The sequence below is a fragment of the Gloeotrichia echinulata CP02 genome, assembly GCA_038087035.1.
Taxonomy (GTDB): domain Bacteria; phylum Cyanobacteriota; class Cyanobacteriia; order Cyanobacteriales; family Nostocaceae; genus Gloeotrichia; species Gloeotrichia echinulata.
The window spans coordinates 277,421-293,084 of the sequence record CP051187.1 but is presented as its reverse complement, the minus strand read 5'-3'; the positions used below and the strand labels follow the sequence as shown (position 1 = coordinate 293,084).

The window sequence follows — 15,664 nt, the reverse complement described above, 5'->3', positions numbered from 1 at the left end:
TGCACCGGGAATTGCTCACAATGAGGCTATAATATTTCTTCCTTTACTAATAAATCTCCACTCAGGACTCAGCAATATTTTCAAGACAGATGCAGCAAGATTTACAGCCGATAGTTAAAGACCTAGTGCTGATTGGTGGTGGTCATAGCCATGTGATTGTGCTGAAGATGTTTGGGATGAAACCCTTACCTGGTGTTCGTTTGACTTTGATTACGACAGATGCAAATACACCTTATTCGGGAATGCTACCGGGACACATTGCTGGATTTTATAGCCACGATGAATGTCATATAGACTTAAGACCTTTAGCAAATTTTGCTCAAACACAGTTGTACATTGACAGAGTAATTGGTATTGACATAGCAAATAAAAAAGTGATCTGTACTAACCATCCAGCGGTAGATTTTGATGTTATATCTATTGATATTGGCAGTACGCCAGCGACAATATCTGTATCGGGTGCAGCAGAATATGCGATTCCAGCTAAACCAGTTTCACAATTACTAGAACATTGGCATCAGCTAGTAGAAATTGTAGCGAAAAATCCTCAAAAAGCAATTAAAATTGGGATTGTCGGTGGAGGTGCTGGCGGTGTAGAATTAGCACTATCGATGCAAGCACATTTACAGCGAATTTTGCATCAAAATCAACAACCAAGGCAGAATTTAGAAATTCATTTATTTCAACGTGATGCAGAATTGACGCCGAATTATTATCAGTCAGTGCGGCTGCAAATTCAGCAAATTTTAATTAGACGTGGTATTAAGTTGCATTTAGGGGAAACAGTTTGTCAAATCGAACATAAGAACTTGACCCCTAACCCTTTTTTGCAACCAGAAAGGGGAATAGAAGAAATATTGCAAATCAAATGTAAATCTGGGTTGATAGTAGAGTGCAATAAAATTTTCTGGGTAACACAAGCATCAGCACCCGAATGGATAAAAACATCAGGACTGAGGACTAATGAGCCAGGTTTTATTTTGGTAGATGACACATTACAATCGCCAACGCACCCCTACATATTTGCAGCGGGTGATATTGCGACAATGGTAAATCATCCCCGTCCGAAAGCTGGGGTATTTGCTGTGCGACAGGGTAAGCCTTTATTTGAGAATTTGCAGCGATTTTTATTAGGAAAATCTCTCAAACCCTATAAACCACAGCAAGAATATTTAAGCTTAATTGGTACAGGGGATGGACGAGCTATGGCTATCCGAGGTAGGCTGATTTTACCACCTCATAAACTCTTGTGGTGTGGGAAAGATTGGATTGATCGCCGCTTTATGAAAAGCTTTAGTAATTTGTCATGCGCTAGGCTAACTTAATTACCTTTTCAGGAGTTACGCAACTGGTAAATTAGTAAGGTGCGTCAGATGTCAAAAGTCTCGTGATAATCACCAATTTCTCAAATCTGACGCAGCCTACAAGATACAAGCAATAGCAATGTAGCTAATTTACTTGAAAGCTTTGCCGTTGCATGGTCAAATAAATATGGTTCTCAAACTAGATTATTATTCATTCATGAAAAAATCCGCTGCGCTGACATCTGCATTTTTTGTTACTTGTACTCTGCTGCTAACAGCCTGTGGTGGCGCTAATACTGGTACGAATTCTCGAAATGATGACTCAACTAATACTACAGCAACGACGGGTGGCGCTATTCCTATCGGTGTGGCTTTTGCTCAAACTAGCAATGTGGCGTTAATCGGTCAAGAGGGAGTTGCTGGTGCGAAAATTGCTGAAAAGTATTTTAATGATCAGGGTGGGATTAACGGTACACCGATTAAATTGGTGTTTCAAGATTCTGGTGGTGATGAAGCAGGAGCAATTAACGCTTTTCAAAGTTTAATTAATAAAGATAAAGTCGTAGGAATTGTGGGTCCTACTTTGTCACAGCAAGCTTTTAGTGCTGACCCGATTGCCGAACGTGCTAAAGTTCCAGTTGTAGCAGCATCTAATACGGCTAAAGGTATTCCAGAAATTGGTGATTATATTGCTCGTGTATCGGCACCAAGTTCTATTGTTGCTCCTAATTCGATTAAAGCTGCACTCAAGCAAAATCCCCAAATTAAAAAAGTAGCAGTTTTTTACGCTCAAAATGATTCCTATAGTAAATCGGAAACGGATATTTTCCAAAAAACTGTGAAGGATCAGGGACTGGAAACGGTAACAATACAAAAGTTCCAAACTACTGATACAGATTTTCAAAGCCAAGCTACGAATGCAATTAACTTAAAACCAGATTTAATTGTGATTTCTGGTCTAGTTGCAGATAGTGGTAACTTGGTGCGACAATTGCGAGAACTGGGTTATAAAGGTTTAATTGTTGGTGGTAATGGTCTAAATAGTTCTAATATATTCTCAGTGTGTAAAGCACTTTGCGATGGCGTAATTATTGCTCAAGCTTACAGTCCTGAACACCAAAATGAGATTAATTCGACATTTCGTAAAACCTACGTTGACCAATACAAAAAAGAACCACCTCAATTTAGCGCTCAAGCTTTTGCAGCGGTGCAGGTGTATGTAGAAGCGCTGAAGGATTTAGATAAAAAGAGCAAAATTAGTAAGTTGGCGCTACCTCAATTGCGTACAGAATTGAATAAGCAAATCCTAGCCGGAAAATATAATACGCCCCTGGGTGAAATTTCTTTTACACCTGTAGGTGATGTCGTTCAAAAAGAGTTTTACGTCGCTCAAATTAAGATGGAAAAAGACGGAACCAAGGGGAAATTTACATTTATCAAGTAATTACCTTATGGATTTGAATCTGTTTATACAGCAATTTTTGAATGGGTTATCTATCGGCAGCGTCTACGCGATTTTTGCTTTGGGATATACCCTAGTTTATTCTATTTTGGGCATCATTAATTTAGCTCATGGTGCAGTTTTTACCTTGGGTGCATATTTCACATATGCACTCATCGGTGGTACTTTTGGATTTAACGGTTTGCTAGCTAATGCGGTTCTACCGATAAAATTACCATTTCCCATAGCTTTAATATTAGGAAGTATTCTCGCGGGATTGGTGGGAGTAGCGACAGAACGCATTGCTTTTCAACCTTTGCGCCGTAAGGGTTCTGACCCATTGTTGACAGTTGTTTCTAGCTTGGGTGTGGCGGTGGTAATTGTCAACTTAATACAGTATTTAGTAGGAGCAGAAAGTTACACATTTCCCGCAGATGCTTACGGTAATTTACCACCTTCAATTAACTTTGGTAGTTCTGATAACCCGATTCCCATTCGTAGTGTACAGGTGGTAATTTTTGCTGTATCTGTAGTGATTGTCAGTATCATGACTTATTTTATTAATCGTACTAAATATGGGAAAGCAATGCAAGCGATCGCCGAAGATCCAATTACCGCTAGTTTGTTAGGAATTAACACCGATGCTTTTATTATCCTAACATTTTTTATTAGCAGTTTTTTAGCTGGCTTGGCGGGAACTTTGGTGGCTTCTAGTGTTAGTATTGCAGGACCATACTTTGGGATTGCTTTTGGTTTACGGGGTTTAGCAGTAATTGTTTTAGGTGGTTTAGGTAGCATTCCCGGCGCAGTTCTCGGCGGTTTAGTGATTGGACTAGCAGAAGCGTTTGTTCCCGGTGAATACTCTGCTTATAAAGATGCAGTAGCCTTTGGAATACTATTTATCATGCTGTTAGTTAGACCCCAAGGTTTACTCGGACGGCGCCTTGTACAAAAAGTCTAAATACCACACAAAAAACTCTCAGAAAACCTCTGCGCCCCTTTGCGTAAACCTCTGCGTTCCTCTGCGTTTAAAAATGAAATCACTCCTAACTCAAAAACATGGCAGATTTTATCAATACTTACGGCGCAATTATCGTCTCTATGGTATTAGGGGCGCTGCTGGGTTTATCGCTATATTTACCCTTGATGGCTGGACAGTTATCTTTAGCTAGTCCTGGATTTTATGCGGTGGGTGGATATATTGCAGCAATTCTATCAACTACCGTTTTTCCAACTCCTACTGGAGATTTATTTCCGATTCCTCTGGTGTTATTGGAAATGATAATTGCAGGAATAATTTGTGGTTTGTTGGGTGTCGCGGTGGGAATTCCTGTTCTGCGGTTGCGGGGAATTTATTTGGCGATCGCGACTATTGCTTTTGTGGAAGTGCTGCGGGTTATTTCCCTAAATCTGGATATTACAGGTGGCGCAATTGGGATTCCGAATATTCCTCAACCTTTCGTCAGCCAAATTGAATATTTGTGGATTGCTTTACCATTACTCATCATTAGTATGGTGTTGTTTTATCGCTTAGAACGTATCCGCGTTGGTAGAGCTTTTACTGCTATTCGCGAAGATGAATTAGCTGCTGGTGCAATGGGAATTAATCCTACTTCCTACAAAGTTTTAGCCTTTACCCTTGGAGCAATTCTAGCCGGAGTTGTCGGTGCTATTAGTGCCCATTTTCTCAATACTTGGAATTCCCGTCAAGGGACTTTTGATGCTAGTATTATCTATTTAACTTTTGTGTTGATTGGTGGTTCGAGAACTTTTTTGGGTTCGGTTGTAGGTGGTATGGTATTTACAGCTTTACCAGAAATTTTGCGAAACGTTGCGGATACGGGCGGTTTACCCAATTGGTTAGGACAATTTTTACGAGATGGTCGGTTAATTGTTTTCGGTTTGCTGATTGTCGTGGGAACAATATTTTTTCCCCAAGGTCTGGTGACACCAGATATCTTTAAAAGACGCACCAGTAATCGGAATCGCCAAACATGAGAAAATTCAAAAAATTCAAAAAATTTAAACCTTTATTAATAGCTATTATAGCAGTTTTGTTCTTATGCACTACCAGCCAGGCGCAAATAGCTAGACCTGTGTCCACAGTACCTGTAAATGCTGATTATGTTAGAGCATTATTTACAGCCGATAAATTCTTATCTGCTTGGAAAACTAGAAATGTGAAGGAAGGATTGACCCTGGTTTCTTCTGGACTCAAAGGTAAAATATCTAATGATGACCTATCTGCTTATATTTCTGGAACTTCTAGCCCCAGTCATGCGGCTTTTGAGGTAAAATCTGGGAAAAAATTAGCGGATGGTAGATATGCTTTTGATGTTAAACTTTATGAATATCTTTACTCAGCCATACCTGAGTCTCAGACTTGGAAGTGTCCGCAGTCTTCAAGAATTGTGCTTGTGAAAATAGGAGTTGATGACCCTAAGTTCCGGGTCGGGAATTGGCTAGTTGATCAATTGCCTACATCGTGTGAATTAAACTTAAAATAAACATGACCCTTACTCATGACAAATGACAAATGACAAATGACGACCCTAACCAGTACGGTTTATTTTCGCCAAGTAACTTATCTCATAATATCGTCTTAGAAGCGAAAGCTTTGACTCGTCGCTTTGGTGGTCTTGTGGCGGTAAATAATGTATCTTTCGCCGTCAGTAAAGATGAAATTTTTGGTCTGATTGGTCCTAATGGTGCTGGTAAAACAACATTGTTTAATTTGATTACGTCCTTAATTTCGCCTTCTAGTGGTGAGTTACTTTATCAAGGTGCTGCAATTTCTCAACTGCGTCCCCACCAAATTGCAGGTTTGGGTATCGCTCGCACTTTTCAAAATATCCGCTTGTTTGGTGAATTATCGGCTTTAGATAATGTCATTATCGGCAGACATTTACATACCAAAAGTGGTATGATTACAGGGGTTATGGGATTGCCTTCAGCGCTTAAAGAAGAACGCAAAACTAGGCGGAAAGCTTTAGATTTATTGGAGCTTGTAGGCTTGAGCGATCGCGCTGAGGAAAAAGCCAAAAATTTTCCTTACGGAGACCAACGCCGTTTGGAAATCGCCCGCGCTTTAGCCCTAGAACCGCAAATATTACTCCTCGATGAACCCGCAGCGGGGATGAATCCTCATGAAAAGCAGCAACTGAGTGAATTTATCCGCAATCTCAGAGAACTGTTTAATTTGACGATAATTTTGATTGAACATCATGTACCTTTGGTCATGGGTTTGTGCGATCGCATTGCTGTTTTAGATTTTGGTCAATTGATCGCTTTGGGTGAACCATCTGTGGTCAGAAATGACCCGGCTGTGATTGAAGCTTATTTGGGTAATGAATGAGGATTTTAACCGCAGATGAACGCCGATACACGCCGATATGTAGAGGATAAGCAAGATTTCACGATTTTAGAGGTTCAAGACCTTGATGTGAATTATGGTGGAATTCAGGCTCTGAAAAAAATTAATTTAACTATTAAAAAAGGCGAGGTGGTGACGTTAATTGGTGCTAATGGTGCGGGGAAAACTACCACGCTCCGCGCTATATCAAAAATAGTTAATCCTCAAAATGGGAATATTATTTATAATGGCAGAAATATTACTCGCCGTCAAGCGCATGAAGTGGTAAAACTTGGTCTAGCTCATTGTCCTGAAGGACGTAGGGTATTAGCTAGGCAAACGGTTTTTGATAACTTATTATTGGGTGCTTATATTCGCAGTCATCAAGCAGAGATTAAGGCAGATATTCAACACCAATTTGAGTTATTTCCCAGGTTAGCACAAAGACGCAATCAACTAGCAGGAACCCTCAGCGGTGGTGAACAACAAATGTTAGCGATCGCTCGTGCTATCATGAGTAGACCACAACTGTTACTCTTAGATGAACCTAGCCTGGGTTTAGCACCAGCTATTGTCAGAGAAATATTCACCATTATTCAAAATTTGCGGGCTACAGGCGTGACAATTTTATTAGTAGAACAAAATGCTAATCTCGCCTTGCAAATTGCAGACCGGGGATATGTACTCGAAGCCGGTTCTATTACTTTAACAGGTGCGGCTGCAGAATTAATTAGTGATGAGCGGGTGAAAAAGGCTTATTTGGGATAAAATTTGCGCGAAAGGTACAAATATATGATACAATTACCAACTAAAAGCCTAACTTTAGAAGAGTTCTTGAAACTACCAGAAACAAAGCCGGCTAGTGAATATATCAATGGTCAAGTAATTCAAAAGCCAATGCCTCAAGGAAAACATAGTATACTTCAAGGAGAACTAGTTACCAATATTAATGGTATAGTAAAGCCTCATAAAATTGCCCTTGCTTTTCCAGAATTACGGTGTAGTTTTGGCGGACGTTCGATAATCCCCGATGTAACTGTGTTTGCTTGGGAACGCATTCCCCTAGATGAAAATGGAGATGTAGCAAATGTTTTTGAAGCGCATCCAGACTGGACAATTGAGATTCTTTCCCCTGAACAAAGACCAACTAAAGTAACTGGAAATATTTTACATTGCCTCAAATATGGTACTAGTTTAGGTTGGCTACTTGATCCAGATGAGCGTTCAGTTTTAGTTTATCCGCAAAAACAACAACCAGAACTTTTACAAGAAGAACATGATATATTACCAGTTCCAGATTTAGTTAGTGGTCTCAACTTAACTGTAGGACAATTATTTGCATGGTTAAAGTTATAGCTTTTACTGAGCAACTGTAGGGTGTGTTAGGCGCATTATTTGAGCTAATTTCTCACCAAACAACTATCCTAGCGCCTAACGTAACGGCGCATCAGGTGCGTTACGGCTAATTCTAATTTTCTCCTTGTCACAAATTCTTTCATAGCCGTAACGCACCCTACTTATAGAGTTTCTCGCCCTAGTAAGGTACACCCGTAGGGCGCCGGCAAAACGTGCCCCTACACCGCGTGATACAATTTTGTACCTCACTTAACTGAGAATCGCTATTAAAACTGTATGACAATTATTTGAATTATTGAAATTATGAGGATATATAATAATGGGTTTTAAACTAGAAAACCTCATTCCCTGGGGACGTTCTCTCAGGGAATACATCAAAATGTTTAATTTAACTGCTGAAGAATTAAACTCAAATATACTTGATTGTGCTGGTGGTCCTGCTAGTTTTAATGCCGAAATGACCCGCCAAGGGTATAAAGTTATCTCTAGCGATCCCATTTATCAATTCACAGCAGATGCAATTTACCAACGTATTCAAGACACTTATCAACCAGTAATAGAAGGTGTCAAAGCAAATCTAGAAAACTATGTTTGGCAAGATATCCAGTCACCGGAAATGATGGGTGAACTTCGCATGTCAGCGATGAATCAATTTTTGGCAGATTTTCCTCTGGGAATTACAGAAGGAAGATATATCAAAGCTGAATTGCCTAATTTGCCTTTTGTAAATCATCAATTTGATTTAGCTTTGTGTTCCCACTTGCTATTTAGTTATTCTGACTTGTTATCAGCAGAATTTCATTTAGCATCAATTGTAGAACTGTGCCGAGTTGCCAAAGAAGTACGCATTTTCCCACTGGTAAATATATCTGGTGAACCGTCTCTCTGGGTGCAACCAGTGATAGATGAATTACAACGTCAAGGATATGCAGTAGAAATCAAAAAGGTGCCCTATGAATTTCAGAAAAATGGTAATCAAATGTTGCGTGTTCGAGAAAAACTCTAAATTACTTACTAACCATTGTCGGTAAATGTTACTATATAGCGGATACGTGGTTTCGCAAAAACAGGATGAACGATTTTCTTGATCGCAAACTCTCTAAACGCTTTCGCAGCTTTGATTATAATGGCAACGGCTTTATTGAGCGCAGCGACTTCGAGATGTCAGTCGCACGTCTGGCTGAGGAATTCGGTCATGAACTTGAATCCCCCGCTCGACAACGGCTGCTCGATCTCAGCCTAGGCTTATGGGATCAATACTTGCAAGTCGCCGACACAAACGGCGACGGACGTATCAGCGAGGCCGAGTACAAAGAAGCATTTGCGTTGGGACTACTAGAAACTCCTGAAGCATTTGACGCTGGCTATATGCCTTTCCTTTGGGCGATTATGGATATCGTTGACCAAGATGGCGACGGTAAGCTGACCGTTACTGATGAGATTCGCTGGACTAGCGCCTGGATGAATCTATCCGAGCAAGATTCTCGCGAAGTATTCCGCCACCTTGACCAGGACGGGGATGGCTTCATCACCACCCATGACCTGCTCGAAGCCATCCGCGCTTATTACTTCGACGACGATTCGCCCAATTCTCCCGCCTACTGGCTGCTAGGCCCCCTCGATTCATAGCTCAAATTCTGCGTGAGTAATCTCCTAGTCACGTATTTGCTGGACTTCCACCGACATTTATTAACAAACCGGTAAAGATGGTACAAACACCCACCGAACTAGAAACCATCTCCATTGAACTGCCAAATGCGATTACTTTGCACGTCACCCCTCAACAGTTCGAGGCGTTGGCGATCGCCAATCGAGATTTAAGGCTAGAACTCACAGCAGATGGAGAATTAATCGTGAATCCCCCCACAGGAGGCGAATCAGGTAAGCGCAACCTGAGTATCAGCAGACAACTCGGTAACTGGTACGAAGTTCATGAAGACTTAGGAGAAGCCTTTGACTCCTCCACTGGATTTATCCTTCCCAACGGCGCCCGTCTTTCCCCAGATGCTTCCTGGGTGAGTCGCCAACGGTGGGAAGCACTCACCCCCAAAGAGCGAAAAGGATTCGTACCGCTTTGTCCCGATTTTGTTGTCGAGTTGCGTTCTGAATCAGACAGCCTCACCCAACTGCGCTCTAAAATGCAGGAATACATGGACAACGGCGCCAGATTGGGATGGTTAATTAACCCGCAACAGCGACGTGTGGAAATTTATCGAGCCGGAGTCGCTGTCCAAATGTTAGAAAATCCTACCGAGTTGTCTGGTGAAGAGGTACTACCTGGGTTTGTTCTCCATCTCACGCGAGTGTTTGCGTAATAAACTAGGACTTACGCACTTTCGACGAGGAAAACTCTAAATTACCTACGAACCCTTGTCGGTAAATGTTACAATATAGCGGGTACGTGGTTTGGCAAAAACAGCATGAACGATTTTCTTGATCGCAAACTCTCCAAACGCTTTCGCAGCTTTGATTATAATGGCAACGGCTTTATTGAGCGCAGCGACTTCGAGATCTCAGTCGCACGTCTGGCTGAGGAATTCGGTCCCATAGCCGTATGTCATGGGTTTGTAATTTATGTGAATCTGTTGTGTCATTTTTAACTCATGCGAACCATGCTACTGAGCAGAAATGCCTTTACTAAATAATACTTAAAGCCATTATCTGTTCTGCCATTTCAAAATTAGATGTGACATTTTGCACATCATCTAAGCCTTCTAGGGTATCAATTAACTTGAGAAGCGATCGCGCTTGATCGGGGGCGGTAACTTCCACAGTATTACTGGGAATCCAGCGCAATTCGGTATCAATTACCTTAAAACCTTTGTTTTTGAGGGTTTGGCTGAGGTTCTCTAAATTTTCTACCTCGCTAAACACTTCAGCCGTTTCATCCTCGGTCATTTCATAGTAATCGGCGCTACCTTCAAGGGATGCTTCTAAAAGCTGTTCTTCGTCAACCACTCCCTCGACCACACAAACGCCTTTTTGAGCAAACATCCAGCCTACGCAACCAGTTTCACCAAGATTACCACCGTTTTTACTAAAAGCTACACGCAAATCAGCAGCGGTACGATTACGGTTATCGGTGAGGGCTTCAATCAAAATTGCTACACCACAAGGGCCATAACCTTCATAGCGAATTGCTTCTAAAGTGGTGTTATCCCCACCGAAAGTACCCGCACCTTTGGCGATCGCCCTTTCAATATTATCATTGGGAATACCCGCCGCTTTCGCCTTGTCAATGGCGGTGCGGAGTTGAAAATTCCCCGCTGGATCTGGAATACCGCTTCTAGCTGCAACTATAATCGCCCGCGACAGCTGCGTAAAGGTGTTTCCCCTTTTTGCATCCACTACCGCCTTCTGACGCTTAATATTTGCCCATTTACTATGTCCTGCCATAATCGGAAGTTATTTAGACTGTATTTCAAGATTAGGATACAAGTAGGGGATTCGGGAATGGGGATTGGGGAGAAGTTTTAGCCTCTCAACGAGAAACTTCTGGTTTGAAACGAGAAACTTCTGGTTTGAAACGAGAAACTTCTGGTTTAGAACGAGAACCTTCTGGTTTAGAACGAGAAACTTCTGGTTTAGAACGAGAAACTTCTGGTTTGAAACGAGAACCTTCTACTTTAGAACGAGAAACTTCTGGTTTGAAACGAGAACCTTCTACTTTAGAACGAGAAACTTCTGGTTTGGAAGAAAAACAAAGAACATGGGGAAATATTTTAGCAGTTTCATGCTGATAATACTGGTGGGAATATTGGCTGTAAGTGGATGTCAGGCTTTGTTACCTAGTGCTAAAGAAAGTAATGTGATTCATATTACCCTATGGCAAGGAGTGAATCCGCCGCCAAATCGGGATGTATTGCAAAAGCTGGTAGACAAGTTTAATCAAACCCACCCAGATATTGAAGTAGAGTCGCTGTATGTGGGACAACAAGACCAGCAAATGCCTAAGATTTTAGCAGCAGTGGTGGGCAATGCACCTTGTGATTTGTTGTGGTACAATCCCACAATTGCCGGTCAATTGGTGGAACTGGATGCGCTAATTCCTTTAGATGCAATGCTGGAAAATTCACCACTCAAAGCCGAAATTGACCCTGCTTTATTTGGATCAATGGAATACCAAAGGAAGCTTTGGTCTTTACCTTTTGCGACAAATAATGTTGGCGTGTTTTACCGTCCGAGTTTGTTCAAAGCAGCGGGAATTACTGAATTACCGCGCACGTGGGAAGAGTTACGCCAAATAGCCAAGCAATTAACCCGTGATACTAATGGGGATGGGCGCATAGATCAACATGGTATCATTCTACCTTTGGGTAAGGGAGAATTTACAGTATTTACCTGGTTGCCATTTATGTGGAGTGCTGGGGGAGAGTTGGTGAATGGTGATGGACAAAATCCAGCAGGTGTGATGTTGTCAGATAATCCAGGCGCGATAGCCGCTTTGCAATTTTGGCGGAATTTAATTACAGATAATAGCGCTATTTTGTCAGAACCGGAACGCGGTTATGAAATCGGTAACTTGGTAGCTGGTAAAGTTGCAATGCAGATAACTGGCCCTTGGAGTTTAGGAGAATTTAAACAGAGCGGCGTAGATTTTGCTGTGTTTCCCATTCCGGTAGATAAACAACCAGCAACTAGTATTGGTGGCGAGAATTTATTTTTATTCAAAACTACACCACAACGAGAAAAAGCCGCCTTTAAGTTTGCTGAGTATGCTGCTAGTGCAGAATTTCAGACTGAATTGGCGTTAGGAACAGGCTATTTACCTATAAATTTAAAATCGCGTCAAAGTGCAAAATATCGAGAATTTATGCAGCAACAACCACAGATAAAAGTATTTTTAGAACAGGCAAAAAATGGGCGTAGCCGTCCGATTTTTCCTGGTTATAATCGAATTTCTGATAGCTTAGGACGGGCGATTGAATCTGTATTGTTGGGTAAAAGTTCGCCTGTAGAAGCGTTGAAACTAACCCAGCAGAGATTAGATTTAATTTTTAAGTAATCCGCCGAACCCGTGACAAATGGGGATTGCACTTCTCTGCGAGACGCTACGCGAACGGCTCCGCTCAGTGACCAGGGATTGGGGATTAGGGATTGGGGATTGGGGATTACCCGAATTTCTCACCACATCTCAATAATTAAATGAGTAATGAGTAATGAGTAATGAGTAATGAGTAATGAGTAATGAGTAATGAGTAATGAGTAATGAGTAATGAGTAATGAGTAATGAGTAATGAGTAATGAGTAATGAGTAATGAGTAATGAGTAATGAGTAATGAATCTTACTTCTTACTTATTACTTCGCCCGTGAGGTTCGCGCTTTGGGAGAGACCAATGACAAATGACCAATGACAAATGACCAATGACAAATGACCAATGACAAATGACCAATGACCAATGACCAATGACAAATGACCAATGACCAATGACCAATGACAAATGACAAATGACAAATGACAAATGACAAATGACAAATTACTTCTGAAATTCAGCTAATAACCAAGCACCAACTTGACCCTGATTCATTTGACGAGTTCGGCGTAAAGCATCATTGAGTAAAGAAATTTGCAAACCTGGTAATACCTGAGATTCTGTAATTCTTCGACTACCTTGATTTTCCATAACAAAAGCGATTACTTGGGCATTCTTAACATCTATTATCCAGTATTCAGCTATTCCTAAATCTTCATAAAGTAGCCGTTTTTCACCTTTATCATCAGCTAGAGAACTATTGGCTACTTCTATTACTAAATTTGGCGGTCGATATATATCTAAATTAATGATTGAAGTTCCGAAAGGAATGACATCAGCATTTTCGCCAATGTAATAAGACACATCAGGTTGGGCATCATCAAAGCCTGTTTTGCGGTAGGTGCAGTTATCCTTACCATTTAAAGCAATAAATTTAATACTGCCAAACAGGTTAACAGCAAATATAATAATTGTGTGGTCACTGGCGTGATCATTTCCTACTGGTGGCATTTCAATCCTCATTTTTTGATTGTGGTAGTAGCACTTGGCTTTTTCATAGGCTGGGTCTTCAACTATTTGGATATATTCATCCCAAGTTGCTGTCACCCAGGTATCGGTGGGGATTTGTGTTTGGATTTTGTTCATAAATTATCATCCACTTCATCAACTTATTGGCTTTAGTCTAACGCACCACGTTGTGTGTCGGTGCGTTAGGCGCACCAAGGAAATGTTGTTTGCAACCAAGCAGATGGAAATCTGTGCCTAACAGACCCTACTTACAGCACTTCCTATTCAGATGAGGTACAAAATTGTATCACGCGATGTAGGGGCACGGCACTGCCGTGCCCTTACCGATGTACCTCACTAGGGCGAGAAACGCTATAATTGCTCAACTTTTCAAAACGACCTGAAAAGAATTTAAATACCCGGTAATGGTTTTAGCTAAAGTTTGGCGTTGTTTTTTACTAACTATAGCCGTGACTTGATACAAACGCCCCTCAGCAAAATACATCCTGGTTTTAGTAACTTTCCCGATAGAATTGATATACTCAATTTCTTTACCAGGATGACCATTAGAACTGCGAATATTTCTCTGACTAATCAGATTGCTTTTCGTAGTTTTCAAAGCCATAGTCTGTGCATTATTCAGTATTTGTTGAGGGTTTGCCATTTGACCATAGGCATAAGGAAAGTCATTGTAAGCAACTATATATGCTACTTCCTGCTTTGGCGGTTGAGCTACAAATAGTTCTAAATTAATTTCCCCCATGTAGGTTTTTTGAGATTGGGTATCTCGTTTAGGCACTCCTGGCATTAAAACACTAAAGCGCCCATCAGGAGCGTTGAATAATGTCCATTTAGGCTGTATTACCTCAGAAACTTTTGGTTTAACTGGTAAAACAGACTTCTTTGCTTGAGAGGTGCTGGCTTTAGCTGGCGCCACAGTCGTTTTTGGTTGACGAGCCTCAACTAATGCAGTTCCACTACATACACAAGTGGCGATAATTAATGACAAAAAAACCTTAATTGTCATGGTTTTTGCTTTTTATGCTGCTGATATAACGGATGATATTTGTAAGTTAGTGGAAATAAAAATCACTAAGTCAAAGTCCCAAATCAAGCATATTCTGCCATGTCCCATGCTCCATGCCCTATACTCAAACTAGTAATATTTATTTTCACCAACTTACTTAGTTGTTATAACCTAGCCGCAGATAAAGCAGCACCAATTAATCCGACTTGTTGATTGAGAATAATATACACCGGTATTTCTTCGAGGATGGAACGCATCCGGCCTTTTTGGGTGAAATTTAACAGAAAGCTGCTATTTTGCATCAAAGGCAGTATTTTTGGAGCAATGCCACCAGCAATATATAATCCACCGTAGGGTAGGAGTTTAATTGCCAAATTGCCGGCTTCTGCACCATAGGCTTCGATAAATAATTGTATCGTTTGTTCCGAGAGGCGATCGCGTCCTTCTAATGCAGCCTTACCAATTACCGCACCAGGATCAACGCTTTTCTCTGGTTGTCCGGCTTCTTGTTCCCAAGTTCTGACGGTTTGGGCGATGTCTGGTGATTCTGTAGCCATTTTGCGGTCGCGCAAAAATTGGTAAATGGAGACAATCCCCTGTCCCGAAACTACCCGTTCTACAGAAACACGTTGGATATCATGTTTATCCAGCAGGTATTTCAATAGCAGAAATTCTAACTCGTTACGAGGGGCAAAATCAGCGTGTCCACCTTCGGAAGGAAAGACTTGATAGTGATTTCCTTGCTTGATTAAAAATCCTTCTCCTAAACCAGTACCAGCACCGATGACAGCTATGGGTGCTTCTGGTTGGTGTTTACCGACTTGTAAAGTCAGCAAATCTTGTTTGGTTAAGCCAAAAATTCCATAACCAACAGCAGCAAAGTCATTGATCAGAGAGACGGAGGAAATGTTTAGTTCTTGTTGTAGACGTTCGGTATCCAAGTACCAAGCCAAATTCGTCAACTTGGCAGTATGATTAACCACAGGCCCAGCGATCGCAAAGCAAGCTTTTTGGGGTGTCGGTGCCTTAGCTTGTACCAAAAACTGCTGTACTATCGGCACTAAGTCAGGAAAATCTCCACTGGGGTAACTTGCTTCATGGATAGTACGTAAACCTGGTGAGTCGGATGTCTCAACCAATCGCAGAATCGTTTTTGTGCCGCCAATGTCTCCTGCTAATAGTAAGGTCATATAATTTGCAAT

19 protein-coding genes are annotated in these 15,664 nt (G+C 41.3%); 14 read left to right on the top strand and 5 right to left on the bottom strand.

Annotation, left to right across the window (positions count from 1 at the left end; translation table 11 throughout):
• Positions 1–89 precede the first annotated feature (89 nt).
• The 12 genes from HEQ19_01345 (at position 90) to HEQ19_01290 (ending at position 10,053) form a co-directional block, all read left to right on the top strand.
• Complete coding sequence (locus tag HEQ19_01345; protein ID WYL98372.1) at positions 90–1,325, top strand: FAD-dependent oxidoreductase; 1,236 nt, start codon at positions 90–92, stop codon at positions 1,323–1,325.
• A 196-nt stretch (positions 1,326–1,521) separates the two neighbouring features.
• Positions 1,522–2,748, top strand: coding sequence for an ABC transporter substrate-binding protein (locus HEQ19_01340; GenBank protein ID WYM03190.1), 1,227 nt, complete (start codon positions 1,522–1,524; stop codon positions 2,746–2,748).
• Between the two features lie 7 nt (positions 2,749–2,755).
• The gene (locus HEQ19_01335) at positions 2,756–3,706 is read left to right on the top strand and encodes a branched-chain amino acid ABC transporter permease (GenBank protein WYL98371.1); all 951 of its coding nucleotides are present in this window, start codon (positions 2,756–2,758) and stop codon (positions 3,704–3,706) included.
• A 98-nt stretch (positions 3,707–3,804) separates the two neighbouring features.
• Entirely contained in the window at positions 3,805–4,743 is a 939-nt protein-coding gene (locus tag HEQ19_01330) for a branched-chain amino acid ABC transporter permease (protein WYL98370.1), read from the top strand.
• Positions 4,740–5,252: a hypothetical protein gene (locus HEQ19_01325; GenBank protein WYL98369.1), complete on the top strand. Its 513-nt coding sequence runs from the start codon at positions 4,740–4,742 to the stop codon at positions 5,250–5,252. The genes HEQ19_01330 and HEQ19_01325 overlap by 4 nt, the downstream gene beginning before the upstream one ends.
• 29 nt (positions 5,253–5,281) lie before the next feature.
• Positions 5,282–6,100 carry an ABC transporter ATP-binding protein gene (locus HEQ19_01320; GenBank protein ID WYL98368.1) on the top strand — a complete coding sequence of 273 codons (819 nt, stop codon included), beginning with the start codon at positions 5,282–5,284 and terminating at the stop codon, positions 6,098–6,100.
• A gap of 15 nt (positions 6,101–6,115) precedes the next feature.
• Positions 6,116–6,865: an ABC transporter ATP-binding protein gene (locus tag HEQ19_01315; GenBank protein WYL98367.1), complete on the top strand. Its 750-nt coding sequence runs from the start codon at positions 6,116–6,118 to the stop codon at positions 6,863–6,865.
• Positions 6,866–6,889: 24 nt separating this feature from the next.
• Positions 6,890–7,453, top strand: a complete 564-nt coding sequence (locus tag HEQ19_01310; GenBank protein ID WYL98366.1) for a Uma2 family endonuclease — start codon at positions 6,890–6,892, stop codon at positions 7,451–7,453.
• 319 nt (positions 7,454–7,772) lie between these two features.
• Positions 7,773–8,459 carry an SAM-dependent methyltransferase gene (locus HEQ19_01305; GenBank protein WYL98365.1) on the top strand — a complete coding sequence of 229 codons (687 nt, stop codon included), beginning with the start codon at positions 7,773–7,775 and terminating at the stop codon, positions 8,457–8,459.
• Between the two features lie 65 nt (positions 8,460–8,524).
• A complete protein-coding gene (locus HEQ19_01300; GenBank protein ID WYL98364.1) occupies positions 8,525–9,082 on the top strand; it encodes an EF-hand domain-containing protein in 558 nt (185 codons plus the stop codon).
• Between the two features lie 77 nt (positions 9,083–9,159).
• Positions 9,160–9,768, top strand: coding sequence for a Uma2 family endonuclease (locus HEQ19_01295; protein WYL98363.1), 609 nt, complete (start codon positions 9,160–9,162; stop codon positions 9,766–9,768).
• 105 nt (positions 9,769–9,873) lie between these two features.
• Positions 9,874–10,053, top strand: coding sequence for a hypothetical protein (locus tag HEQ19_01290; protein ID WYL98362.1), 180 nt, complete (start codon positions 9,874–9,876; stop codon positions 10,051–10,053).
• A 37-nt stretch (positions 10,054–10,090) separates the two neighbouring features.
• Here the strand turns inward: HEQ19_01290 and HEQ19_01285 are convergent, their stop codons facing one another.
• Positions 10,091–10,849, bottom strand: coding sequence for a YebC/PmpR family DNA-binding transcriptional regulator (locus tag HEQ19_01285; protein WYL98361.1), 759 nt, complete (start codon positions 10,847–10,849; stop codon positions 10,091–10,093).
• Between the two features lie 104 nt (positions 10,850–10,953).
• Here HEQ19_01285 and HEQ19_01280 point away from each other — a divergent pair, with 104 nt between their 5' ends.
• Both HEQ19_01280 and HEQ19_01275 read left to right on the top strand, forming a co-directional pair.
• Entirely contained in the window at positions 10,954–11,193 is a 240-nt protein-coding gene (locus tag HEQ19_01280; GenBank protein WYL98360.1) for a hypothetical protein, read from the top strand.
• Positions 11,163–12,458: an ABC transporter substrate-binding protein gene (locus tag HEQ19_01275; GenBank protein ID WYL98359.1), complete on the top strand. Its 1,296-nt coding sequence runs from the start codon at positions 11,163–11,165 to the stop codon at positions 12,456–12,458. Before HEQ19_01280 ends, HEQ19_01275 begins: the two co-directional genes overlap by 31 nt.
• A gap of 294 nt (positions 12,459–12,752) precedes the next feature.
• Here HEQ19_01275 and HEQ19_01270 read toward each other — a convergent pair whose 3' ends face one another.
• The 4 genes from HEQ19_01270 to HEQ19_01255 all read right to left on the bottom strand — a co-directional run bounded on the left by HEQ19_01270 (position 12,753) and on the right by HEQ19_01255 (position 15,652).
• Positions 12,753–12,923, bottom strand: a complete 171-nt coding sequence (locus HEQ19_01270) for a hypothetical protein (GenBank protein ID WYL98358.1) — start codon at positions 12,921–12,923, stop codon at positions 12,753–12,755.
• 8 nt (positions 12,924–12,931) lie between these two features.
• Positions 12,932–13,573 (bottom strand): Uma2 family endonuclease, encoded by a 642-nt coding sequence (locus tag HEQ19_01265; protein WYL98357.1) that lies wholly within the window; start codon positions 13,571–13,573, stop codon positions 12,932–12,934.
• Positions 13,574–13,817: 244 nt separating this feature from the next.
• Positions 13,818–14,462 (bottom strand): hypothetical protein, encoded by a 645-nt coding sequence (locus tag HEQ19_01260; GenBank protein ID WYL98356.1) that lies wholly within the window; start codon positions 14,460–14,462, stop codon positions 13,818–13,820.
• A gap of 164 nt (positions 14,463–14,626) precedes the next feature.
• Positions 14,627–15,652 (bottom strand): glucokinase, encoded by a 1,026-nt coding sequence (locus HEQ19_01255; protein ID WYL98355.1) that lies wholly within the window; start codon positions 15,650–15,652, stop codon positions 14,627–14,629.
• Positions 15,653–15,664: the final 12 nt, after the last annotated feature.